Genomic DNA, 26,806 nt, shown 5'->3' with positions numbered 1-26,806 from the left:
CGAATACAAAAGTTATCTATTACGGATTATACAACACCCCAGAACTATGATCTCTTCGAGCACCTGTTACACTGCTTAAACAGTTTACCTCATCTCTATGTTTTAGTACTCCAAGAAGCCCAAATATAAGTGCCTCTTTATACTCTATAAGTTTTGCATCTGCCGCTTCAACTTTCACCTTAGAAGACTGTTTAATAGCATTCATTAAAAACGTATTATACACACCTCCCCCTGTTGCTAATAATGATTTATCTGGCTGCACAACTTTGGCTATCTGCTCTGCCACATGAATGACAAACGTTTTTAAAATATCAGGTATCGTTAAATTTAAATCATCTATCATTGGCAAAACCTCTTTTTGCACCCACTCTAATCCCAGCGATTTAGGATAACTCTGACGATAGAAATTAAGGCTATTTAATTGTGTTAACAATACGTCCGAAACTGTTCCTGATGACGCCAGGTATCCAGCAGCATCATACTCCAATCCAATTTTACGCGTGTAATGGTTTAGTACAATATTAACCGGACAAATATCATAAGCAATACGCTCTCCTTTTTCCTCAAAAGAAATATTAGCAAAACCCCCTAAATTTAAACAATAGTAATAACTCCCAAACAACAACCTATCTCCTATAGGTACTAATGGAGCACCTTGTCCGCCAAGTTCAACATCTTGCACTCTAAAATCACACATTACCGTTTCACCAACTATCTTAGCTAACTCTGATTTATTGCCAATCTGCTTGGTATACCCATTAGCAGGATCATGAAAAATAGTATGTCCATGAGAACATACCAAATCTACCTCTGTTATAGAATATTCCTTTTTAAATTTCTGAATTAATTCTCCAAGATATTTGGTATACCTTTCATCTATTTCATCTACCTCATTACTCGTTTTATGTATAGCTCCTAACAATATATCCTTCCATAAATCGGGGTAGGCATAGGTTTTTCCATAGATAACTTCATACCCCCACTCACTCGTAAGCGCAAGCCTACAATAAACAATATCAACCCCATCTAAAGAAGTCCCAGACATAAGCCCTACAACGTTATAAATATTTTTTTTCATATATGTAAAAATAGCAATTGAATATTGAATAATTCATATTTTACACCTATATTTGAAACAAAACTTCAACAAATCGTTAATCTTATTACAATAATATGGACTTTTCTTTAACTGAAGAACACTTAATGATTCAACAAGCAGCAAGAGATTTTGCTAAAAATATTTTGCTACCAGGTGTTATTGAAAGAGATGAAAAACAACTTTTTCCTACCGAAGAAGTAAAACAAATGGGAGAACTCGGATTCTTAGGAATGATGACCGACCCAAAATATGGTGGTAATGGTATGGACACACTTTCATACGTAATTGCCATGGAAGAACTCTCTAAAGTAGATGCATCAGCATCGGTAGTCATGTCGGTGAATAACTCATTGGTATGCTGGGGACTTGAAACTTACGGAACAGAAGAGCAAAAACAAAAATACCTTACCAAACTAGCTTCTGGAGCGTCTATTGGAGCATTCTGCCTATCTGAACCAGAAGCAGGAAGTGATGCTACTTCGCAGAAAACTACAGCATTTGAAAAAGAAGATCACTATATATTAAATGGCACCAAAAATTGGATTACCAATGGAGGCACCGCCGATTTCTATTTAGTAATTGCCCAAACACATCCGGAATTAAGACATAAAGGAATTAACGCCTTTATTGTTGAGAAAGGATGGGAAGGCTTTGAGATAGGTGCTAAGGAACAAAAAATGGGTATTAGAGGATCGGACACTCACTCCTTAATGTTTACAGATGTTAAAGTACCTAAGGAAAATAGAATTGGAGAAGACAGATTCGGATTCAAATTTGCTATGAAAGTCTTAGCTGGCGGCCGTATTGGTATTGCAGCACAAGCTTTAGGTATTGCAGCAGGAGCTTATGAACTAGCTAAAGAATACTCTAAAGTACGAAAAGCTTTTGGAACAGAAATTTGTAACCATCAGGCTATTGCATTTAAACTAGCCGATATGCATACCAGTATAGAAGCCGCTAGATATTTGGTATACAAAGCCGCTTGGGATAAAGACAACCATAACGACTACGACCTTTCAGGGGCCATGGCTAAACTATATGCATCTCAGGTAGCTATGGAAACAACTGTTGAGGCTGTACAAATACATGGAGGTAATGGATATGTAAAAGAGTATCATGTTGAACGCATGATGAGAGATGCAAAAATCACCCAAATTTACGAAGGTACCTCTGAGATTCAAAAAGTAGTGATCTCAAGATCTGTTTTACAAAAATAATAGCTATTTACACATTATAAAACCACACGCTACCCTATACCATAGAGGGTAATATGTGGTTTTTTACCACTACATCTACATATACCCCTAAAAAAATAGGGGTACATCTGAAAAAAAATTACACAAATATACCTACAACCCTCTAGTTAAGACATATACATAACTTATAACGCTTGTTTTTTTAAGAATTTATAAATAACTTAAGGACATCAATCAACGTATTACCATTTTAACAACTGTAATTTAATAATTCAACATTAATTTCAAGCTATTGTTAAATCAAGTTAAAAATTAACAAATAATAACTTAAATTAGTAAACATTTCTCAAATAAATAACACAGAAAAGAATGAGCGGATTATATAGAGAGAGCTTTGAACATGATGCGTGCGGTATTGGTTTTATCACTCAAGTAAAAGGTGAAGCCAGTCACCAATTGGTGCTTGATGGAATTACCATGTTAGAAAATATGGAACACCGCGGAGGAACAGGAATTGATGTTTGTTCTGGTGATGGTGCAGGAATGCTTACTCAAATTCCGGATGAATTTTTTAGAAGCAAATTAGACTATCTTGGAATAGACATACCGGAAGCTGGTAAATATGGTGTTGCTATGTTATTTTTACCTAGCGACAAACATTTAAAATCTATTTGTAGAAACGATATTAATGTTATTCTTGAAAAGAATGACTTTGAATTATTAGGTTACCGAAAAGTAGCAGTAGATAATAACACTCTAGGAGATACTCCTAAAAGTACAGAACCTGCTATTGAACAACTTTTTGTTACTCATGAAAAATATGCTGAGAATACAAGAGAGTTTGAGAGACGTTTATATGTACTTCGCAAAGAAATAACAAATAGCATACATTCTCATAGAAACATGACCGATGAGAATTTCTACATCGCTTCGTTCTCATCTAAAACTATAATATATAAAGGTCAGTTAACTACATTTCAGTTAAAAGATTACTATAAAGATTTAACAGATCCGTTATTCAAAAGTAGAATTATACTTATTCATTCCAGATTCTCTACCAATACATTCCCTAAATGGCATTTAGCGCAACCTTTCCGTTTCTTAGCGCACAATGGTGAAATTAATACCATACAAGGAAATGTAAACTGGATGCAGTCTTTCCAGAACCATTTGGAATCATCCTTCTTTTCCCCACAAGATATTAGTACGCTAAACCCCATTGTTAAGCATACAAATTCCGATTCTTGTAATCTGGATAATATGTTAGAACTCTTATACCAAGGTGGTAGAAGTTTACAAAACAGTATGATGATGCTTATACCAGAGGCATGGCAAGAAGATGACATTATGAATAAACAACGTAAGGAGTTTTATCAATACCATGCTTCACTAATAGAACCATGGGACGGACCAGCTTCTCTTTGTTTTACCAATGGAGAAATAGTAGGAGCCACTTTAGACCGTAATGGGTTACGACCATCAAGGTTCTGCTTTACTAAGGATGGTAGAATTATTTTATCATCAGAAGCAGGAGCACTTCCGGTAGAAGAAGAAAACATTTTACGAAAAGGTCGTTTAGAACCGGGTAAAATTTTCTTAATAGACCTAAACAAAGAAGAATTTATTGAAGACGAAGACGTTAAGAAAAATATTGTTTCCGAAAAACCATACGGAAAGTGGTTAGAAAACAATGAAATTGAAATAGATGTTCTCCCTGAAAAAAAATTACAATACGTTATTAAGGAAGAGCAATTGTTTGCCAAACAAAAAATGTTTGGATATACCGAAGAAGATTTGCACCGTAATCTGGTAGATACGGTTACAGGAGGTAAAGAACCTATTGGATCTATGGGAGCCGATACACCATTAGCCATTCTCTCTGAAAAACCTCAACACCTTAGCAATTACTTTAAACAGCATTTTGCTCAGGTAAGTAACCCGCCAATTGACCCCTTACGTGAACGCGTAATGATGTCTACTAAAACCAGTATCGGCCGGTCGTTCAATATCCTTTCGGGTACACCCGCACACTGTAAACAAATTACTTTTGAGCATCCGATAGTAACCAATGAGCATTTAGAGAAAATAAGGCAAATAGATCATACCAATTTCAGAACCCGTCAATTAAATGCGGTATATCTTGCTGATGGAAAACCCGGAAGATTAAAAGAAGCTTTGGAACAACTTTGTAAAGAAGCGGACAAGGCTATTTTAGATGAGGGGATGAACGTATTAGTTATCTCTGACAGAGAGGCCAACGAATTATACGCTCCAATTCCATCCTTATTAGCTACAGGAACCATACACCATCACTTAACACGTAAAAAATTAAGAGTTCGTACTGGGATTGCCGTTGAAGCAGGAGATGTTATGGAATCGCACCACTTTGCAACCTTAATTGGATACGGTGCGAATGTAGTAAACCCTTATATGACTTTTGCTAACATTGATCAGATAGTAGATGAAAGCAAAGGTGAAATTAGTATTGAAAAAGCATATGACAATTATATAAAATCGGTAAATGCTGGATTGTTAAAAATTTTCTCTAAAATGGGAATATCTACCTTACAATCGTATCATGGAGCTCAGATTTTTGAAGCTGTTGGTATTCACCCTGAAGTGGTTGAATACTCTTTTACCGGAACGGTTAGTAGAATTGGTGGTTTAAAATTTGATGATCTTTCCAGAGAAATTTTAAGTAAACATGCTGCTGCCTACAATGAACATAATAACTATTTACAAGCAGGTGGTTTTTTCCAATGGAAAAAAGACGGAGAAGAGCATTTATTTTCTCCTGAGGTAATTCATTTACTACAACAATGTTCCTGGAAAAACGATTATCAACTATACAAGAAGTTTGCCGAAATAATTGACACAAAGAGTCGAGTTTCTTTAAGAAGTCTGTTACGATTCAGAATGCGTGTTCCGGTATCTATTGAAGAAGTAGAACCGGTAGAAAGTATTTTAAAACGTTTCTCTACCGGAGCTATGTCATTTGGCTCTTTATCATGGGAAGCACATACTTCTCTAGCTATTGCCATGAATAAAATAGGTGGTAAATCAAATTCAGGTGAAGGTGGTGAAGATCCTATAAGATATACACCTAAAGAGAACGGAGACAATATGCGTTCTTCTATTAAACAAGTGGCATCGGGTAGATTTGGTGTTACCATTGATTACTTATCAGAGGCAAACGAGCTACAGATAAAAGTTGCTCAGGGAGCAAAACCTGGAGAAGGCGGTCAGCTACCTGGCTTTAAGGTTGATGAATGGATTGGACGTGTTAGAAATGCTACACCTGGAGTTAGTTTAATTTCACCACCTCCGCACCATGACATCTATTCCATTGAGGATTTAGCACAACTTATATACGATTTAAAATCGGCAAACCCATCTGCACGAATCAATGTGAAATTGGTTTCTAAAGCAGGTGTAGGGACTATTGCTGCAGGGGTTGCAAAAGCCAAAGCAGAAGCTATTATGATTTCTGGATATGATGGTGGTACAGGAGCTTCGCCTATTAGCTCTATCAAACATGCTGGATTACCGTGGGAACTTGGCTTGGCAGAAGCCAATCAAACCTTAGTAATGAATGGGCTAAGAGATCGTGTGGTTTTACAGACAGACGGACAATTACGTACAGCCAGAGACATTGCTATTGCCACTTTATTAGGGGCTGAAGAATGGAGTATCTCTACAGCCGCATTAGTAACACAAGGATGTATTATGATGCGCAAGTGTCATACCAACACATGTCCGGTAGGGGTAGCTACTCAAAATAAAACCCTTAGAGATTTGTTCTCTGGAAAACCAGAATATGTGGTAAACTACTTTACCCATATTGCTACAGAGTTACGTGAGATAATGGCTCAACTTGGTTTTAAAACCATTAATGAAATGGTAGGTAAAGCCAATGAAGTTTTAAAAGAAAGTAAAAAAGATACCTTTTGGAAATTGCAAAATTTGGATTTAACTCCAGTTTTGTTCAAACCGGAAAATCAATATAATGTTACCAATCATGCCTTTATTTGTCAGGCTTTTGATTTGGAAGGTAGTTTAAACCAACGTATGGTGAACGACCTGCTACCTAAATTTGGTTTGGGCGAAACCATTACTAAAAGGTATAAAATCATAAACTTAGACAGAGCAGTAGGGGCTACCCTATCGTACTATCAGGTGAAATTTGAAAAGGAAAACCAAAAAGAACCTCCATTTATAGATCTAGCATTTGAAGGATCGGCAGGACAAAGTTTTGGTGCTTTTACGAACCAACATATGCGTCTAGTACTTACAGGAGAATCTAACGATTATCTAGGAAAAGGGTTATCAGGGGCTACCTTAGTGGTTCAAAAAAATAGTATTGCTACTTTTAGATCTAGAGACAACTCGATTACCGGTAACGTAGCATTATACGGAGCTACCAAAGGTAATGTTTATATTAACGGTAGAGCCGGTGAACGTTTTGCTGTTAGAAATTCTGGTGCACATGTAATTGTAGAAGGCATAGGTGCTCACGGGTGTGAGTATATGACAGGTGGACGTGTAATTGTACTAGGTACCATAGGTAGAAATTTTGGTGCTGGTATGAGTGGCGGAATTGCTTACTTATTAAAAACACAAGACAATTTTGATGAGATGCTGAATATGGAAATGATAGAGTTTGACCCCTTCAGACAAGAAGAGATTGACTTTATCAAAACTAAAATTCAGCAACATGTTGAGTATACCAACAGTAGTTTGGGTAAAGAGATTTTAGCAGATTGGGATACATACATCACCAAATTTGTAAAAATCATCCCTACCGAGTACAAAAAGATATTATCGCAGCAAACATTAGAGGTTCAAAAATAAGAAGGAGAAATGGCTAGTAATACAGACGGATTTTTAAAATATAAGAGAGAAACTGCAAAAGCTGAAAAACCTAAAAGCAGGGTAAAACACTATAAAGAATTTTACGCTCCTTTTGAGCCTAAATCGGAAAAGGAACAAGCAGCGCGTTGCATGGATTGTGGGGTGCCTTTTTGCCATTTCAAATGTCCACTAGAAAACAACATACCAGACTTTAACAAAGCTGCTTTTGAAGAACGATGGGAAGATGCCTATAATATTTTACTTAAAACCAATCCGTTCCCAGAATTTACAGGTAGAATTTGTCCGGCCCCATGCGAACAAGGATGTGTTTTAGGTATTAACAGCGATGCTGTTACCATAGAGGAAATTGAAAAAACCATCGCAGAAAGGGCATTTGCTAATAACTACGTGCAACCTGCGAAACCTGATACGTATATTGGAATTAAAATTGCCGTTATCGGATCGGGACCTGCCGGACTTGCCGCAGCGCATTTCCTTAACAGCTACGGATTCTTGGTAACAGTTTTTGAAAAAGATAAAGAATCTGGCGGTTTGCTACGCTACGGTATTCCTGACTTTAAGTTAGAAAAACAATTTATTGAACGTCGTGTAGCCGTGTTAAAAGAAGCCGGTGTAACCTTTAAAACAGGGGTAGAAATTGGTAAAGATATTACTTTAGATGCTCTTGAAGAGGAGTTTGAAACCATCATTTTGGCAGTAGGTGCACAAGCACACAGAAAATACGATGCTGATATTTCTAATATCAATGGAGTATATTATGCAATGGACTACCTTACCGAGGCTAACAAATTTGTTTCAGGAGAAGATGTAGAGCGTACCATTGATGTAAAAGGTAAACACGTTATTGTTATTGGTGGCGGTGATACCGGCTCAGACTGTATTGGCACAGCCAATAGAGACGGTGCCTTAAGTATTACGGAATTAGATTACCACGAGCGCCCACCATTAAAACGTTCAGATAAAACACCATGGCCTTTAGATGCCATGATGTATACCGAGAGCTCTTCCCATAAAGAAGGATGTAACCGTATTTTTAAAAGTTATGCAAAAGAGTTTAATGTAGACCAAAACAATACGTTACACTCCGTTACCATAACAGAGGTAATTATTGGTAGAGATGCCAATGGCAACCGTGTAAAAGAAGTAGTGCCAAATACCACCCGTACCATTCCTTGTGATGCTATGTTTATAGCCATTGGATTTACAGGTCCGGCTAATGCACATTATTTCACTGAGAAAATTAATTTTGATAGAAAACCATTTAGCCTGAAGAATTATGCTTCGGCAAATCCAAAATATTTCTTGGCAGGTGATGCCAGAATTGGCCAATCGTTAGTAGTGAATGCCATTGCCGAAGGCAGGGATGCTGCCAAACAGATTAAGGCCATGTACACTGTTTAGTTGTAGTAATAGTTTTTTTCATTAAAAAGAGACCTGCATTTTTTGCTTTGGTCTCTTTTTTGGTTTAAACCAAAAAACGCAGTCCTTTCGAACTGCGTTTTCTATATTGTGTATGATTGTTTTTTTACAACTTCGCTGCAGCCGCAACATCTACAAACCAAACAGCACTACCCGCGTCTGGCTTCACAATCTGTGACGGATATTTCTTCACGTTTGGTTCTCCTTTTAATACTTCAAACAAGGCAGGCGCCTTTTTAGACCCATAAGTTATAAAAGCTACATTACTTGCTTTATTAAGTACCGGAGCCGTTAACGTAATACGATACATATCTTGTGGTGCTAAGAAATAAGCAGCCACTTTCTTTTCAGTTTCATCTATCACAGCCTCTCCCGGGAATAATGACGCAGTATGTCCGTCGTCTCCCATTCCTAGAAAAATAAGGTCAAATGTTTCACCATCTGTAAGTACCTCTTCTAAAATAGCTGCATATTCATCCGCATAGGCCTCAGGAGTCACCCCTACTTTCCACATCGGATAAATTTGATCTGCAGGTATTGGTAACTTATCTAGAAAATTTTTATACGCATTTCCGGCATTGCTTCTATCATCATTTAGTGGCACCCAGCGCTCATCTCCCCAAAACACATATACCTTGCTCCAATCAACTTTATCTTTATATACTGTTGTAACTATCTCATACATTCCTGCTGGTGAAGAACCTCCCGTAAGCGCTACGGTAAATTTTCCAGTTTTTTCAATCGTTTCATTTGCCTTTTCTACAAAATAATCAGCAACTGCAGTGTGCAATTTAGGTAGTTCATCAAATATGTTTAACATTCTTTCTTTTTTTCAGATTTATGAATATTCATAGACCATACATGGCCATTTTGTGCAATTAATGCCTCGGCATTTTCAGGTCCCCAACTCCCTGCCTGATAATTAGGGAAATTGATAGACTCTCGTTGTTCCCAAGACTCTAATACAGTAGCTATAGCATCCCATGCCTCTTCCACCTGATCAGATCGCATAAACAAGGTAGTATCCCCTAACATGGCATCTAATAATAAGGTTTCATATGCTTCAGGTGTATTAGAAGAACAACTATCAAAATTAAATACCATTTCAGCTGGATTCAAATTCATTTCTAATCCTGGGCGTTTTACCATAAAACGCAATCTGATATCCATTTGTGGTTGCAGATTAATGGTTAGCTTATTTGGCATTAAATTATCAGATGCTTCTCCCGGGAAAGTAGCATGTGGTACCGGTTTAAATTGTATGGTAACCGAAGATGTTTTTTCCTGCATACGTTTCCCTGTACGTAAATAAAACGGTACATTTTGCCAACGCCAGTTATCTAAATAAAACTTAATAGCTGCAAAGGTTTCTGTATTCGAAGTTTCACTTACTTCTTTTTCTTCACGATATCCAGGAACTTTTTGTCCTTCCATCCAACCTTCTGCATATTGTCCGCGTACAGCATTTCTATTTACCTCTTCAGGTTTTAACCTTCTAATAGCACGTAGTACATCTACCTTACGGTCTCTTATTTCCTCTGCATTCAATGAGGTAGGCGCTTCCATTGCCACCATACACAAAATTTGTAATAGGTGATTCTGAATCATATCTCTTAAGGCTCCACTACTCTCATAATAACCTCCACGGTCTTCTACACCAACTTGTTCAGCTACTGTAATTTGCACGTAGTCTATATAATTTCGGTTCCATAGTGGCTCAAAAAGAGCATTTCCAAATCTAAATGCTAAGATATTCTGTACTGTTTCCTTTCCTAAGAAGTGATCTATTCTAAAAATCTGGCTCTCCTTAAATGAATTATTTATTAACTTATTTAATTCAATAGCAGATTCTTTATCGTACCCAAATGGTTTCTCTATAATCAAACGGTCTTTATCCTCATCAGAAGCTAAACCATGATGCTTCAAACTTACCGTAATAGGCTCTATAAATTTTGGCGATACTGAAAGGTAAAATAAGCGGTTAGCTCGTAATCCCCAATCTTTTTCAAGTTCTTCTATCTTTTTGCAAAGCTCTGTATATGATTTTTCATCATTAATATCCGACTGAAAATAATTAATCGTAGGATTAAAAGCTTCCCATGGTTCTTCTTCAGGTTTCCTTCTTGAAAACTCCTGTAAGCTTTTAAATGTCAAATCCCGAAACTCCTCATCGTCCATTTCGCTTCTTCCTAGTCCGAAGATGGCAAAATCGTCCCCCATTCTATTATCTAAATAAAGATTATAGAAGGCAGGAAGCAATTTTCTATGTGCTAAGTCTCCTGTACCACCAAAAATAACCACAATGGTTGGAGCCGCTTTTTTTTCTGATTTCATTCTTTTTTAGGTTTATAGGGAGTTTTTATTAATTCCATTCTGTATGGAACACACCTTCCTTATCAATTCTTTCATACTTGTGAGCCCCGAAGAAATCACGTTGTGCCTGAATCATGTTTGTAGGTAATGTTTCACTTCTATAAGAATCAAAATAAGCAAGAGCCGACATAAATACAGATACAGGAACACCTTTATCTATAGCTAATTTAACCGCATCTCTTGCCGCTTGCTGTGTAGTTTTTAACTTAGTAGCAAGGGCTTCGTCTAACAATAAGTTAGGCAACTCAGGTTGATTTTGATACGCTTGTCTGAAATCTTCAAGACACACCGCTCTAATAATGCATCCACCTCTCCAAATTTTTGCTACCTCTTCTAAATTTAGTCCGTAGTTATACTCATTAGATGCAATAGTTAATTGCGCCATCCCCTGAGCATATATATTTATCATACTAAAGTAAAAGGCATCTTTTAACAACTCAAAAAGTGCTGTTTCATCTAAACTTGCGTCTTTAGTATCATATGTTAATAATTCTGATGCTTTTACACGCTCTTCTTTATATTTAGAAATATCTCTCATCTGTACTGCTGCATCAATAGAAGGCACAGGTGCCTGAATGTCCATGGCATTCTGAGAAGTCCATTTTCCAGTTCCTTTTGCTCTTGCAGTATCAGAAATATAATTTAGTAACAATCCTTTTCCGGTTACCTCATCTTCTTTCTTTAAAATATCGGCGGTGATTTCTATTAAGAATGATGCCAACTCTGATTCATTCCAATCGGCAAATAACTTTTGAATTACTGAATCTGCAACACCAAATCCTCTTTTTAATAAATCATAGGTTTCAGCAATTAGTTCCATAATAGCATACTCAATACCATTATGTACCATTTTTACATAGTTACCGGCACTACCTGTTCCTAAATAGGTAACACAAGGCTCTCCGTTTATTTTTGCTGCAATTGCTTCAAAAATAGGGCGTAAACGCTCGTAAGCTGCTTTGTTTCCTCCCGGCATCATACTAGGCCCAAAACGTGCCCCTTTTTCACCTCCAGAAATTCCCATTCCAAAAAAGTGAATTCCCTTGCTTTCAAGTTCCTGAACACGTCTATTGGTATCAGGGAAATAAGAATTCCCTCCATCTACTACGATATCTCCTTCTTCAAGATAAGGCAGTAATGAATCAATAACCGCATCTACCGGTTTTCCGGCCGGCACCAGTAACATTATAGCTCTAGGCTTTTTTATTAAAGTGACAAATTGTTGTGCTTGTGTGGTTCCTTTAACATGATGTTTCTCAGAAGCTTCATTTTCTAAAGACGCTGCCTTTTCAGCATCTAAATCTAAGCCAGCAACAGAAAAACCATGGTCGGCCATATTAAGCAGCAGGTTTCTACCCATTACTCCTAGCCCTACCATACCAAAATCAAATTCTTCCATGTGTATATATTTGTTATATGTGTTAGTCTTTAAAATTCTCTTTTTCCAGTTTTTTAACTTTCATCAACCGCCTTTCAAATCGATCTTCATGCTGAAACGTAGCATTTAAAAAAGCCATCACTAATTCCCATATCAAAGAAGTTCCCAATACCCTTCCTCCAACACACAGTAAATTCATAGCATCGTGTTCTACACCTTGATGCGCTGAATAGGTCTCGGAAATCAAAGCGGCACGTACCCCTTTAAACTTATTAGCAGCAATAGAAACTCCAACACCGCTACCGCACACTGCAATACCACAATCTACCTGAGCAGATTGGATACCTTTAGCAAGCGGAACAATAATATCTGGGAAGTCATCATCGGGAATATACTCGTAGGCACCGTAATCAACTACCGTGAACTGATGTTCTTGGAGAAGGTCTTTTATGTATTGCTTTTGTTCAAAGCCTGCGTGATCAGCTGCTATTCCAACTCTCATTTGTAATAACTTTTAGCTATTATTTAGTTTTGAAAGATAAAATTAACCAATTTCTCCCTCATGAGAATGTGAAAATAAGCAATTAAGATTTTATTATGATTTGAAGACCAGAAACTTGTAAATGCTACATCCTTTTTAAGTATTCTCCCACCATTTTTCTGTTTCAACGTTTTCAGACAATTTTACAACCTCCCCAATCTTAGGAGTCACCATTTGTACTTTTGAATTTTCGGCCGCTTCGCATAACCTACTTATGGGTTCGTTCCAAACATGATTTGCCAAGGTAAACTTAGCCCAATGCACCGGAATTAATTTGGTAGCATTCAAATCTTCAGCAGCCTTTAAAGTTTCTTCTGGTTGCATGTGAATAAAAGGCCAATAGACATCATACTGACCGCATTCTAAAATAGCCACGTCAAACGGCCCAAAAGCTTCTCCTATTTCCTTAAAATGTGCTCCATAACCAGAATCACCACCCACAAAAATTTTCATTCCATAAAATTCAACTACAAAAGAACTCCATAAGCTGGTATCTCTTTTAAGTCCTCTACCTGAAAAATGCCTTGCTGGAGTTGCTGTTATTTTTAAATCTTTAGAGACTACTACTTCTTCACCCCATTCTATTTCGGTTATTTTTTGAGCAGGTATTCCCCATTTTTTTAAATCGGAACCCACGTTTTTAGAAACTACGTAATCCATAGTTTGCCCCGCCAACCCAATAACGCTAGGCTTATCTAAATGATCGTAATGGTTATGCGTCTGTAAATGCACATCTATATTAGGCATATCTTCTACCTTATAGAAATCGGCACCTTTATACGCTTTTATCATACAAGAAAAAGGAGACGCACTACCACTTAATACAGGATCTACCAACAAATTAAACTCATTACAACTAAGCAAATAAGAAGAATGTCCAAACCATACAAACGAAGGCTTCTTACTATTAATATTCTTAATATTAGATACTACATAAGGAAGTTCGTGTGCCGGAGTTGCTTCTTTAGGTTTTCGAAAATTCTTTTTTAAAACTTTCCCATAAGTAGCATCATTGGCTAATTGCGGAGTATCCTCTATATTTAAAAATTTATCACCTTTTAATACAGGAGGATGAACATTAGTATTCCTGCTCTTTTTCATAATCGCTTTTTCTTTGCGGCAAATGTAATTCTAACTGCGATGATTTCCCCTTATTTAGCTAACATTTTTTTTAACCCACCGACAACAGAATTACCCACAACGACGCTATTGAGACAAAGCTCCATAATAAAACTCCTTGTACAAAAGGCTTAACCCCGACTGATTTTAAAACACTTGCAGATAACCCACAACCTATTAAGAACAACGTTAATGTAAGTCCTCCTTTAGCAATTTCCGTAATGTAATCAGACATATACTGCATACCTGGCACATAAGTGTTTATTATCATAGCTACCACAAATAACCCTATAAAGTACGGTATTTTCATATTGCCTTTTTTTGTCTTAAACAAAAAAGGTGCAATTAAAGATACAGGGATAATCCACAGGGCTCTTGCTAGTTTTACCGTAGTAGCTACCTTAAGTGCCTCTTCACCGTATTTGGCGGCTGCCCCAACTACCGAACTGGTATCATGTATAGCAATAGCACTCCATAGTCCAAATTGTTGCTGACTCATCCCCAACCATTGTCCAATTACCGGAAATATTAACAGGGCAACAGAGTTTAATATAAATACGACACCTAGGGCTACCGATATTTGTTTTTCTGAGGCTTTTATTACCGGAGAAACCGCTGCTATGGCGCTACCTCCACAAATAGCAGTTCCTGAAGAGATTAGAAAAGAGGTCTTTTTATTAATTTTGAAGATTCTACTAAGTAGATATCCTAATATTAAGGTAATTGTAATGGATGCAATGGTAAATAAAAAGCCTTGCTTACCCGCATGTAGTGCTTCGGATACGTTCATCCCAAAACCTAGTCCTACCACCGAAATTTGTAATAAAACATGTGTTAGTTTATGATTTAAATGAAGGAACGGATGCCCAATAAATTGTGCAACTAAAATACCAGCTACTAATGCCATAGGCGGACTTACCCATCTGAAAACAGCCATTAAGACCAGTGTAAAAAACACAATCTCTCTTAGCGTAATATTTTTATTAAAAAACTCTTTACAGCTATTAAGTGGTGTTAATTTTACTTTCATAGGACACATATTTTATAGTACAAATGTGCCTCATAGAAATGAGTAAAAGAAATCACTTTTACAAACAGTCAATTACCTGTAGTTATAAGAGGAAGCGTGTTTCATAAATAAATCTACTAGACTATTATGCTCTCCTTGCAGTTTTACCCAATAAAAATAGCGTTGCATAAAGACCTTCTCAATATCTATTACCCTAAAGGTGTTATGCTTTAATTCGTTTAAAACCGAGTAAATAGACAAAAAGGCTGCACATTCAGAATTTAGTAGGTAAAGTTTAATACTTTCGGTACTGCTCAAGCGCATAGTTATTTTATATACATTAGTCTTAAGTTCCTTTTCACCTAAAGCGTGGTTTATTACATCTAAAGTACCAGAACCATGTTCTCTTAATAACAATGGAATGCTTTTGAGCGCTGCTTTGGTTATATGCTCTCCAAATTCTCTTGAAGCCGTTACTAATACAATTTCATCTTCTAAAAACTCATCATATTCCAAGGCAGAAGATTTGGTATACCCTTCGGTGATTCCTAAATCAATTTCCTTATTCAACAACATCTGCTCTACACGTTCCGTATTGTCTATTTTTAGCGTAACTTTAATATCGGGATATGCTTTTTTAAATCCGGGTAATACTAATGGTATAATATAGTTAGCTATAGTTGTACTTGCCCCAATACGCAAACTCCCGGCCTGAAGATTTTTTAAATTATTTAACTCTATTTCAGCCTTTCTGTGAAGTTCAAAAACCTGTTCTGTATGTTTTAACAACACCGCTCCCGCTTCGGTTAACTTAATACGTGTTCCATTACGATCAAATAACTTTACCTCAAAATGTTTTTCTATTTCTTTAATATGTTTGGTTACGGCAGGTTGTGTAATATAAAGCTCCTGTGCCGCCTTTGTAAAATTAAGTCGGCGTGCTACAGTACGAAATACTTTTAAGCGAAAGTCAAACATGAGAATCTTACTAATTGAGTAAAGGTACAAAATATACACTGTACATTCTTTATCAAAACAAGAAGAGCATCTTATATAAGACGCCCCCCTCTTCTTAATTAAAACAATGTTTCTAATTTATTTTAACAATTCAAACGATTTACTCATTTGTGTATTAGAGTTGGTACCTACAAACACTTTAAATGCGCCAGGTTCCGCTACATAATCTAAATTATAATTGTAGAACTTTAAATCTTCTGCACTCAAAGTAAAGGTTACTTTTTTCGTTTCACCCTTCTTAATAAATACCTTTTGAAAACCTTTCAGTTCTTTCACAGGTCGGGTTACAGACCCTACCAAATCTCTAGTATATAACTGTACTACTTCTTTACCATCGTACTTACCAGTATTAGTGATATCTACAGATACCTCTAGTGTTCCATCCATTGTCATTTCGTCTGAACTAATTGTCATGTTCTTGTATGAGAACGTTGTATAACTTAACCCGTAACCAAAAGGGTATAACGCCTCATTTCTGACATCTAAATAATTAGATCTGAATTTTTCAAATTTACCTTCTGTGTTTAAAAGTGGACGCCCTGTGTTTTTATGATTATAGAATAACGGAATTTGACCTACATTTCGTGGGAATGTAGCCGTAAGTTTTCCAGATGGATTTACATCTCCGAAAAGTACATCTGCAATAGATAATCCGGCTTCACTACCCGGAAACCACACATTTAAAATGGTTGGTACTGTTTTATCTTCTTCTTGCATTATTAAAGGTCTACCCGTAAATAATACCAACACTACTGGTTTTCCTGTTTTAAGTAATGCTTGTAATAAATCTTTCTGAACCTTCGGTATTTCCGGATTTGTTCTACTACTACTCTCTCCGCTCATCTCTGCAGATTCTCCTAGGGCAGCCACAATAACATCAGAGTTTTTAGCTATAGCCAACGCCTCATCTAATAGTTGTTTATCCGTTCTCCCATCTCTCGGAATTGCTTTTCCGAACATAGTTGCATTGGTTTCAAACTCTTTATTGTAGGATAGATTACTACCTTTAGCATATAACACCTTCACATTATCTCCGGCTACTTCTTTTAATCCGTCAAACAACGTTACTGAATTTTCCTGAACCGTTGCCACACTCCAAGTACCAGCCATATTTACGGCATTATTAGCAAGTGGCCCAACTAAAGCAATTGTACCCGATTTTTTAAGTGGTAAAACCTGCTCGTCATTCTTTAATAATACTGTTGATGCTGCACCAACTTTTCTGGCGAAATCACGATTTTCTTTTGTGAACACTTCACTTTTAGCTCGGTTTACATCACAGTACTTATAAGGATCATCAAAAAGACCTAACTTATATTTTGCATCCAGAATTCGTTTTACCGCAAGGTCTATTTCTTTCATAGTAACCTTACCTTCGTCTAACGATTTTTTGATAGTAGTCAGGAAACCTTCCCCAACCATATCCATATCTACTCCTGCACGTAATGCTAAAGCAGAAACGGTTTGTAAATCACCCATACCGTGAGCAATCATTTCAGGAATCCCTGTATAGTCTGTTACCACAAAACCATCAAAACCCCAATCATTTCTTAAAAGATCAGTTAACAACCAATGATTTCCTGTTGCAGGTATACCATCGATTTCGTTAAATGATGCCATTACCGAAGCAGCACCCGCATCTATAGCTGCTTTATATGGAGGTAAATACTCGTTATACATTCTTATCTTACTCATATCTACCGTATTGTAATCTCTACCTGCTTCTACAGCACCATACAACGCAAAATGTTTAACACACGATAAGATGGTATTTTCCTTTGTAAGATCGTCACCTTGATAACCTCTAACCATAGCTTTTGCAATTTCTCCTCCTAAATACACATCTTCTCCATTTCCTTCAGAAACACGTCCCCATCTAGGATCACGAGAAATATCTACCATTGGAGAAAAAGTCCAGTTAATACCATCTGCACTAGCTTCCTGAGCTGCTACTCTAGCCGTTTGCTCAATCATTTCCATATCCCATGAACTAGACAACCCTAAAGGAATAGGAAAAGTAGTTTGGTACCCATGTATAACATCCATCCCAAATAATAATGGAATATGCAAACGGCTCTTATCTACTGCTATTTTTTGAACCTCAACAATCTTTTCAGCAGATTTAATATTAAACAAACCTCCTACTTTCCCTTCTTCAATAAGTTTAGCAATGTTAGAGCTCTTTGCTTGTCCTGTAGTGATATCACCAGAGGACGGTAAATTTAACTGCCCTAACTTTTCCTCTAGGGTCATTAAATTAAGGATAGAATCTATTTCTTTTTCATAGGTGCTTTTGAACAAAAGGGCATCCGCAGCTCTATTAGCTGCGGATACCTCTTCTGCTTGGGAGGAAAAAGCACTATTATTATTAGAACACGCCATCAATATGGCTGCAGTAGTAACCGATATAATTACTTTAGGAAATTTCATTACTTCTTCGTATTTGTTGTTTGATCTTTATGTTTAGAAAATAACCAAGCTAGTAAACCAGGCTGAGCAAACGTAGCGTCCCAGCTATTATGATTTGCATCTGCAAACAACGTAAACTGTGGATATCCTCCTTTTTCTAAAATGGAAGAAACCATGTTTATAGAATATTTTGGGGCTACTACATTATCTTGAGATCCGTGGAAAATCCATAATGGAATTGTAGTTGCATAAACAGAAGCTGTTTCAGGGTTAGCCCCTCCACAAATAGGAATTGCTGCCGCAAACATCTCCGGTTTTCTTGAAATAATTTCAAAGGTTCCCATACCCCCCATGGAAAGTCCCATTACATATATTCGATCTTTATTTACATATTTTTTATTCACTACATCATCCATCAGTTCCATTACCAATTTTAACGCAGTGGTAGGTTCACCTCCCGTTTTAAAGGTTATGTTTAGCGGATATGAAGATCTATCAACATCTGCATTTACCCAATAACTATCTTTTGGGCATTGTGGAAAGATAACAATGGCAGGATATTTTTTGCGAATTGAATCTGACATAAACATTGAACTCCCATGCGTTAACTGTGATGTATTATCAGAACCTCGTTCTCCTGCACCATGCAAAAACAACACCACAGGATACTCCTTTTCTTCTGAAAAATTATCTGGATATGAAATTTGATATTGAAGGGTATCTGCACCAGAAACCCATTCGTGAGGGGTAAATTCCTCCTGAGCCGTTACGGCAGAAGTGATGGTAAATAGTAAAATTATTGTTGTTATAAATTTATTCATATGAAAAGCCTAAATTAGTTAATCCATTCTGTATATCTGTGTTTTGCATAAACAAGTGCCAAAGTAACCCGGTACGATAATTTTCTATCATTATTATTTGTGGCCCTTGATCAATTGCCAAATAAGCTTTAGCTACCCAAAAATAATATTCGGGGCTAAACGCATCGTAAAATCCTGCTTCTCCAACCAAATCATCCTTATGGCTATAAAAATAATGCATCGCCTCTAATGATTCTTGTGGTGTATATGGTATAGAACTTATTGCCGCTGTTGGCGATATAACCCCTAAATCATTTTCAGGTTTATGAGCACTATAACCTAAAGTACCATCTGTATTTCTAGAATAACTTGCCGTAAGCCCCCAGCAGTCTTCACCATAGTCTTTATACCCTAAAGGATTCTCTACACAATACGTATAGTTTACCATGGTATGATTTACGTTCACATCCCAATAACTAGCTGCATACTGATCTGTTAAATTTTGGGGATTTAGCCCCAAATAAGAATAATGAGCCCAAAACAAAGGCCCTCCATAATTGGCTCCGACATGATTTAAATACAATGGGTAACCATAGCGAGTATTAGAAGAAATAATACCTCCTGCACTAGCCCAACCATTTTCGTAAACAGAAGTAGCAATTGAATAATCTGGTGAGCTGGCAGCCATTACATAAGTAATTAGGCATTCGTTATAACCCCTAATTTCTAAGCCAATTTGAAAATCATAATTAGGAGACCAATGCCAATATAACACATCTCCTCCATTTGTAAACCAATCCCATTCTACACCTTTCCACAATACATCTGCTTTATCCGCAAGCGCTATTTCATTAGTACTTCCATCCTTAAAATATTCTTTAACGCAAACTAACCCTTGTGTTAGAAAGGAGGTTTCTACAATGTCGGCTCCATCATCATACGTACTAAATGGGATTGTAACACCGGTAACACCATGTATCCAATGTGGCCACGCCCCATGGAATCTATCTGCATTCTCTAAAAAATTTAAAATTGTCGTTAACCTCTCAACGCCTTCTTGTCTGGTAATAAAACCTCTTTCTATACCAACCAAAATGGCCATAATTCCAAACCCGGTGCCACCTGTAGTAACAACATGTTCGCTTTGAGAAGAGTTTGATGAAGTATATCTTTCTCTAGCACAACCTGAGTTACTATCCCCCAGATCCCAAAAATATTTGAATGTTTCTTCTTGTACATAATCCATCAATTCTTCGTCTGTCAAGGTATCCACCACTGTTTCTTCCTCTTCAGGATTTGTAGTAGAATCCGAAGTATCATCTGGAACCGTAGTATCTGAATCTGAACAGGAAACAAACGCGAAAATCAGTAATAATAAGAAAATTCCTTTTTTCATTTTAATTTTTATAATAGGTTTATTTATTGATGGTAAAACCTAATTTCTTTAGTCCGTCTTGTATATCTGAACGCTCCATAAAAAGTTTCCATAACAATCCTGAACGATAGTTCTCTATCATTACAGGAATGGGTCCTTGATCAATAGCTAAATACCTCGGAGTATACCAATTAAATTGCTGACTATACGCATCAAACGGTCCATACTTACCAATTAAAGAATCGGCATCTCTATATAAATAGCGTACCATTTGCATACTCTCTTTTGGTGTATACGGCATGCTAGATAATGCTGCTGTAGGTGAAATTACACCCAAATCCATCCCAGGACGATGTCCTGCATATCCTTTTATAGAATAACTCGAAGTAAAACCCCATTGATTTTCTCCATAGCCTTTAAAATGTAATGGGTTATCTAGAGCGTATTTATAATGAATCATTGCATCATTTTGAACCAACTTCCAATAGTCACCATAGGTATCTTTTAATCCTTTCGGATTTAAACCTGTATAAGAGTAATGTGCCCAAAACAATGGCCCTATAGGATCATTGCTATGTTCAAAATAATTTAAGATTGTACTTAATCCATAATAGCTGGTATCTTTAGCTATATCTCCTTTTAAAGCCCAGCCTTCATGATATACTTCAGGTTTAATAGCATGAGTTCTTGAAGAAGCCGCTAATACATACATTATTAGACACTCGTTATACCCCCTTACCGGAAAATTCATTTCCCAATGATACTCAGGAGACCAATGCCAATACAATACATTTTCACCATGGGTATACCAATCCCATTCTACCTCATCATACAATTTTTCGATGCGCTGAGAAATTTTTTGTTCTCTTTCAGATCCATCCTTAAAATATTCAGATACCGTTAGCAATCCTTCTATAAGAAAAGCTGTTTCAACCAAATCGCCTCCATTATCCTTTTTAGAAAAAGGTTTTACTTTACTGGTTTTACCGTCCATCCAGTGCGGCCAAGTGCCATGAAAACGATCCGAAGTTTCAAGAAAATTCAAAATTCGCTCAAAACGTTCAACCGCTTGTTCTCTTTTTATAAAGCCTCTCTCTACACCAACCAAAATAGCCATCACACCAAAACCTGACCCTCCTGTAGTTACCACATCTTGATCATTTTGCGGATAAATATTATCTAAATGAATACGCTCTCTAGCCAAACCTGAATTGGGTTCTGCTCCATCCCAGAAATAATTAAAAGTTTGAAACTGAAGTGTGTCTAATAATTTATTATCAGCCGTTTGACTTTCAGCTTCAGACTTTTGATTTTCTCTCTCAGAAACCGTCTCTTTAGGTTTAGAATTATTACAACTTATTATTAGTAATATTAGTACCCAAAAGGATAAGTTTTTCATTTCTAATCTTTTATTATAATAACTGCAGGCGACACATGCACCTGCAGTTATTGCTTAACCCTATTTTAATTATTACCAGCCCGGATTTTGTTCCATTTCTGGAGTTTGCGTTAATTGGTTATTAGGAATTGGAAATAATTCATGTTTCCCAGTAACGAATGTTTTACCATCAGCAGCCATTGCTGATGGTGCTTGTCCGGTTCTAATAAGGTCGAACCAACGGTCATGTTCAAAAGCTAATTCAAGTCTTCTTTCATTCCAAACATCTTGTAAATCAGGACTTGTTATATCACTTAATCCTACACGAGATCTTACTTGGTTAAGAGGAGTTGCTGCGTCTAATCCTAACTGAACAGCTGCTTCAGCTTTAATTAACAACACCTCTGCATATCTTATCATTCTAATATTTTTATCTGTATCACCAGAACCTCCATTTGCACTAGAATATGCTTTTTCATTATACATTGGATTCTCTGGATTACTTATAATTTGAGTACCATCCCACATTAATTCTCCAGCGAAAATAATAGTAGCATCTCTTCTAATATCGTCTCCTGCATCGTTAAAGGCATCTAAAAGATTTTGAGAAGGCACATTAAAGCCCCATCCAAACTGACCTCTCACACCTTGTGTTTGAGAATACTGTTGAACACCATGTGCTACAACTTCACCTCTCGCTTGTACTTCAAAAATAGACTCTACACCATTTTCTGTAGATTCTCTCCAAAGGGTAGCATAGTCACTTTCTAAAGAATATTCTCCAGAAGATATTACACTATTTGCCATATCGTAAGCAGCCTGATAATTTTCTTCGTATAAATACACTTTAGATAATAAAGCTTGTGCAGCACCTTTAGTAGCTCTCCCTAAATTATCAGCATCATATCCGCTTTTTACTGGTAAAGCATCAATAGCGTCTTGCAAATCTTGTTCTATAAATGCATATACCTCAGCTACTGGTTGTCTTTCTGTATAATCTATATGTTGTAATGGAATAGCTCCAAAAGAACGTACCAACCAGAAGTAGTGTAAAGCTCTTAAAAACTTAGCCTCCCCAATAAGTCTTTCTTTATAACTATCATCGGTTAAACCATAGTTTTCGGTATAGTTTATAGCAATGGTAGCTCTACCAATGGTTTTGTACCATGTTTGCCAAACAGCTAAGATTGATCCTGCACTAGTTGTAAAAGTCAATTCGTCTAATACATCTTTATCAGCACCTGTATCTGTTGAAGAACTCCCTTTATCTGCATTATCAGAAATAATTTCGGTAACTCCAAGATAAGAGAATGCATAGGTCCAGTCTGTGAGATATCCATATACCCCATTCACCATCTGTTCAGGAGTAACTGTTTCTGAATCGGCCACCTCGTACTCATCCATCTTGTCGACATCCAGAAAATCTTCATTACAACCACTTACAATAAAAAGTAGTGCAAATAAGAATACTATATTTTTAGTTATTATTTTCATTGTATCTTTTTTTTAAAATTTTATAAATCAACATTTACTCCAAACAAGAATGTTTTAGTGTTAGGGTACGCAGAAAGCTCTATACCTCCTGTTCCAGAAGCCGATCCTACGATTTCTGGAGTAAACCCACTATATTTTGTAAATAAGAATGGATTTTGAGCTGTTGCATAGAATCTAACTCTAGAGATATAATCAGAAATATCTTTTAAAGTGTATCCAACAGTAATTGCATTAATTCTGAAATAATCACCATCTTCTAAATAGTAGTTAGATGCATATGAATCTCTAAGCGCTCCTGGATGTACATTTGTAGAACCTTCACCAGTCCATCTATTTGTATACATATCAGCCGTAATGTTCTCACCACCATCAATACGAGTACCTTTTAAACCATTGTAGATTTTGTTTCCACCTGCACCATATCCGTCAATTGATAAATCAAATTTCTTATAATTAACCGTTAAGTTTAAACCAACATTGTAAGTTGGAAGATAAGATCCGAAGAATTTTTTGTCGTTATCATCGATAACCCCATCATCATTTTGATCTTTATAACGTAAATAACCAGGCGCAGGAGTACCATAATGAGCATTATCATCAATCTCATTCTGATTTTGCCAAACACCTTCAACTTCCCACATCCACCATGCATAAAGTGGCTGTCCTTCTTGTAATCTCTTAGTAATTTGACCGTTATTTAAACTACCACCTGTTTGACCATCATAAGCCGATTTAACATTAGTTACACGGTTCTTGTTCGTTGAAAAAGTAGCTCCAACACTATATGATAAATCATCGTTGATAACGTCTTTCCAGTTTAATTCAAGTTCAAAACCTTTGTTAGATACCTCAGCACCATGATCATTATAAGCTAATGTAGATTCTGATGTATAGATTGGAGTTACGTTTAAGATCGCATTAGGAGTATTTCTGTCATAATAATTAACAGCACCTGATAATCTTGAGTCAAACATTGCAAAATCTAAACCAACATTAGTCTCTTCAGTAATCTCCCAAGAAATAGGATAAATATCAGCACCAAGAGCAGCACCATAAACTAAATCCTGATCTGAACCAAATACATAGTTTACGTTACTAGAGGCGGTACTTGTTGTAAAACTATATACATTAAATGCCACATCAGAGTTCCCCATTCTACCCCAACCGGCTCTTAATTTTAAGAAGTTTACAAGTTCTACATCTTCAAAAAATTTCTCATTTGACAATGCCCAACCAGCACTAAATGAAGGGAAATTACCAAAATAATCAGAGTTCTCAATAGTATCTGCTTGGTTTTTAAAAGTACTTACTCCATCTCTTCTAAAGTTTACTTGTAAGTAATACTTAGAATCATAGTTGTACTGTAAACGTCCAAAATAGGATAGTTGAGTTACAGGTGTTGAATACCTTTGAGTTACCGTAGTATCAAACTCATCTCCAGCAAAATTCATACTCCAATATTGCTCTTTTTCAGGTACATTATATCCTAACATGTAAATGCTAGAAGAGTCACCCCTCATACCTTTAGTCATACCAACAACAGCATTCACTACATGTTTGTTATCAAATACTTTGTCAAAAGTTAAGTAACTATCCCAGTTATATCTGTAACTTTCAGATTTTGTGAAAGACAAACTGTTATCTGCATAAGTTGTAGATGTAGGGTTATTAGTTTGCAGCTCATCAAAGTCATCATCAGAATAATATGGATAAGAAGTTAACCATCGATTTCTAATATCATTAAACGTTCTAACTTCAGAATATGATTTGGTTAAAGCTAAACGAGAAGTAGCTTTTAAATACTCGGTAATTTCTAATTCTGCCTGAAACATTCCTTGTAAGTCTACACCTTTATTCTTCTGATTTGTATAATACACAGAAGCCACAGGGTTACCAATAGAGTTTAATCTACCCAATGTATCTGTATCAGGCACTTCATATGTGCTAGCATCTCCGGTGGTTTGGTTCCAAATTGGCTGACCAAATTTACCATCTGCATAATAAACAGGAATAACCGGTGCTTGTCTGTAAGCAGAGTTGAAAGAAGAAAATGGCTTAGGAGTCGCTTTTACAAAAGAAGCACTTACGTTAGAAGTAATACTTAGTTTATCTTTAAAAAATTTACTTGTAGTGTTAGACCTAATCGTATTTCTTGCATAGTCATTATCTTCTAAAAGGCCATCTTCATTATAATTACTAAAACTAAAATAGTAGCTATACTTATCTGCTCCTCCCGAGAAATTAACCTCGTTATTGTTAACAAAACCAACATCGGTTAATGCATCATACCAATCTGTATCATAGGCCTGATTAGCAGATAAAAAATTTGTTTCGCCAGAAGCAGATTGTTTTTCATTAAAATACGTAACATATTGGCTGGCATTTGCCATGTCAACAGCATTTAACATGCTTTTAGCCCCATAATAAGAGCTAATACCAACTTTCATACTACCTTCTTTACCTTTTTTAGTAGTAATAATAACAACCCCATTAGCTGCATCCATACCATAAATAGCAGCAGAGGCAGCATCTTTTAATACATTAATAGATTCAATATCCCCAGGATTTATATTAGAAATATCGGCACCTTGAATACCATCTACTACATATAAAATACCCGTACCAGAAGAAGCAGTACCTGTACCTCTAATAGTAATAGTTGGCGTACTACCAGGTGCATTGGTATTTACAATGTTTACCCCTGACATTTTACCCTGAATAGACTGTGTAGCATTAACAGCAGGTTGCTTTGTAATATCTTCGGCCTTAACACTAGAAACGGCACCAGTAACATCGGCCTTCTTTTGTGTACCAAACCCAATTACAACCACCTCATCTAATTCAGATGCGTTAGCTAATAATGTTACAGTAAAGGTTGTTTCAGAACCCACAGTTATTTGTTGATCTTTAAACCCTAAATAACGAATAGTAAGCACATCACCTTGCTCTACCTCGATAGTAAAATTACCATCGAAATCGGTTACGGCATAAGTGCTTTTATCTTTAACAGTAACTTCTGCTCCTGGGAGCGGCATGTTACTCTCATCTACTACTGTACCGGTTACTTGAGTCTGAGCAAAAGCACCAATGGTAGCAAATAAAAATAAAACTAGAAATAAAGCTTTAACTTTCATTGTGTATAATATTTGTTCTTGATTACAACGTAAAACTATCACTATTTCACGAAATCGTTTTAGACGTAGTTTAATTAAGAGATAAAAATATACAATGAATAGATTAAAAATCTGTATTACAACAAATTAACACTATAAAAAAACCTAACTAAATGTTGAAATTTAACATATTGATGTAGTAATGATGTAGCGA

At 36.4% G+C, this 26,806-nt stretch carries 17 protein-coding genes; 3 read left to right on the top strand and 14 right to left on the bottom strand.

The window, feature by feature from the left end; genetic code table 11:
• Window positions 1–19: 19 nt before the first annotated feature.
• Complete coding sequence (locus tag NBRC110019_RS09540; RefSeq protein WP_281754371.1) at window positions 20–1,078, bottom strand: anhydro-N-acetylmuramic acid kinase; 1,059 nt, start codon at window positions 1,076–1,078, stop codon at window positions 20–22.
• Window positions 1,079–1,173: 95 nt separating this feature from the next.
• Between NBRC110019_RS09540 and NBRC110019_RS09535 the strand changes: the two genes are divergently transcribed.
• The 3 genes from NBRC110019_RS09535 to NBRC110019_RS09525 all read left to right on the top strand — a co-directional run bounded on the left by NBRC110019_RS09535 (window position 1,174) and on the right by NBRC110019_RS09525 (window position 8,568).
• Complete coding sequence (locus NBRC110019_RS09535; protein WP_281754369.1) at window positions 1,174–2,316, top strand: acyl-CoA dehydrogenase; 1,143 nt, start codon at window positions 1,174–1,176, stop codon at window positions 2,314–2,316.
• A 348-nt stretch (window positions 2,317–2,664) separates the two neighbouring features.
• Window positions 2,665–7,146, top strand: coding sequence for a glutamate synthase large subunit (gltB, locus tag NBRC110019_RS09530; protein WP_281754367.1), 4,482 nt, complete (start codon window positions 2,665–2,667; stop codon window positions 7,144–7,146).
• A 9-nt stretch (window positions 7,147–7,155) separates the two neighbouring features.
• Complete coding sequence (locus NBRC110019_RS09525; RefSeq protein ID WP_281754365.1) at window positions 7,156–8,568, top strand: glutamate synthase subunit beta; 1,413 nt, start codon at window positions 7,156–7,158, stop codon at window positions 8,566–8,568.
• A gap of 124 nt (window positions 8,569–8,692) precedes the next feature.
• Here the strand turns inward: NBRC110019_RS09525 and pgl are convergent, their stop codons facing one another.
• From pgl to NBRC110019_RS09460, 13 genes are all read right to left on the bottom strand, one after another.
• Window positions 8,693–9,406, bottom strand: coding sequence for a 6-phosphogluconolactonase (pgl, locus tag NBRC110019_RS09520; RefSeq protein WP_281754363.1), 714 nt, complete (start codon window positions 9,404–9,406; stop codon window positions 8,693–8,695).
• Entirely contained in the window at window positions 9,400–10,920 is a 1,521-nt protein-coding gene (zwf, locus tag NBRC110019_RS09515; protein ID WP_281754361.1) for a glucose-6-phosphate dehydrogenase, read from the bottom strand. Before zwf ends, pgl begins: the two co-directional genes overlap by 7 nt.
• Window positions 10,921–10,948: 28 nt before the next feature.
• Window positions 10,949–12,358 (bottom strand): NADP-dependent phosphogluconate dehydrogenase, encoded by a 1,410-nt coding sequence (gene gnd / locus NBRC110019_RS09510; protein WP_281754359.1) that lies wholly within the window; start codon window positions 12,356–12,358, stop codon window positions 10,949–10,951.
• A 22-nt stretch (window positions 12,359–12,380) separates the two neighbouring features.
• Window positions 12,381–12,839, bottom strand: a complete 459-nt coding sequence (locus tag NBRC110019_RS09505) for an RpiB/LacA/LacB family sugar-phosphate isomerase (protein WP_281754357.1) — start codon at window positions 12,837–12,839, stop codon at window positions 12,381–12,383.
• Window positions 12,840–12,974: 135 nt separating this feature from the next.
• Window positions 12,975–13,979, bottom strand: coding sequence for an MBL fold metallo-hydrolase (locus NBRC110019_RS09500; RefSeq protein WP_281754355.1), 1,005 nt, complete (start codon window positions 13,977–13,979; stop codon window positions 12,975–12,977).
• 70 nt (window positions 13,980–14,049) lie between these two features.
• Entirely contained in the window at window positions 14,050–15,027 is a 978-nt protein-coding gene (locus NBRC110019_RS09495) for a YeiH family protein (protein ID WP_281754353.1), read from the bottom strand.
• 72 nt (window positions 15,028–15,099) lie between these two features.
• Window positions 15,100–15,984 (bottom strand): LysR family transcriptional regulator, encoded by an 885-nt coding sequence (locus NBRC110019_RS09490; RefSeq protein ID WP_281754351.1) that lies wholly within the window; start codon window positions 15,982–15,984, stop codon window positions 15,100–15,102.
• Window positions 15,985–16,101: 117 nt separating this feature from the next.
• Complete coding sequence (gene bglX / locus NBRC110019_RS09485; protein WP_281754349.1) at window positions 16,102–18,453, bottom strand: beta-glucosidase BglX; 2,352 nt, start codon at window positions 18,451–18,453, stop codon at window positions 16,102–16,104.
• Window positions 18,453–19,253 (bottom strand): carboxylesterase family protein, encoded by an 801-nt coding sequence (locus tag NBRC110019_RS09480; protein WP_281754347.1) that lies wholly within the window; start codon window positions 19,251–19,253, stop codon window positions 18,453–18,455. The genes bglX and NBRC110019_RS09480 overlap by 1 nt, the downstream gene beginning before the upstream one ends.
• A complete protein-coding gene (locus NBRC110019_RS09475) occupies window positions 19,246–20,628 on the bottom strand; it encodes a glucoamylase family protein (RefSeq protein WP_281754345.1) in 1,383 nt (460 codons plus the stop codon). Before NBRC110019_RS09475 ends, NBRC110019_RS09480 begins: the two co-directional genes overlap by 8 nt.
• A gap of 19 nt (window positions 20,629–20,647) precedes the next feature.
• Window positions 20,648–22,006, bottom strand: a complete 1,359-nt coding sequence (locus tag NBRC110019_RS09470; protein WP_281754343.1) for a glucoamylase family protein — start codon at window positions 22,004–22,006, stop codon at window positions 20,648–20,650.
• A 72-nt stretch (window positions 22,007–22,078) separates the two neighbouring features.
• Window positions 22,079–23,479, bottom strand: a complete 1,401-nt coding sequence (locus tag NBRC110019_RS09465; RefSeq protein WP_281754341.1) for a RagB/SusD family nutrient uptake outer membrane protein — start codon at window positions 23,477–23,479, stop codon at window positions 22,079–22,081.
• A gap of 20 nt (window positions 23,480–23,499) precedes the next feature.
• Window positions 23,500–26,613, bottom strand: a complete 3,114-nt coding sequence (locus NBRC110019_RS09460) for a SusC/RagA family TonB-linked outer membrane protein (RefSeq protein ID WP_281754340.1) — start codon at window positions 26,611–26,613, stop codon at window positions 23,500–23,502.
• Window positions 26,614–26,806 lie beyond the last annotated feature (193 nt).

Origin of the sequence: Neptunitalea chrysea, assembly GCF_027924145.1 — a bacterium.
GTDB lineage: Bacteria > Bacteroidota > Bacteroidia > Flavobacteriales > Flavobacteriaceae > Neptunitalea > Neptunitalea chrysea.
This window is presented reverse-complemented; position numbering and strand designations above follow the sequence as displayed.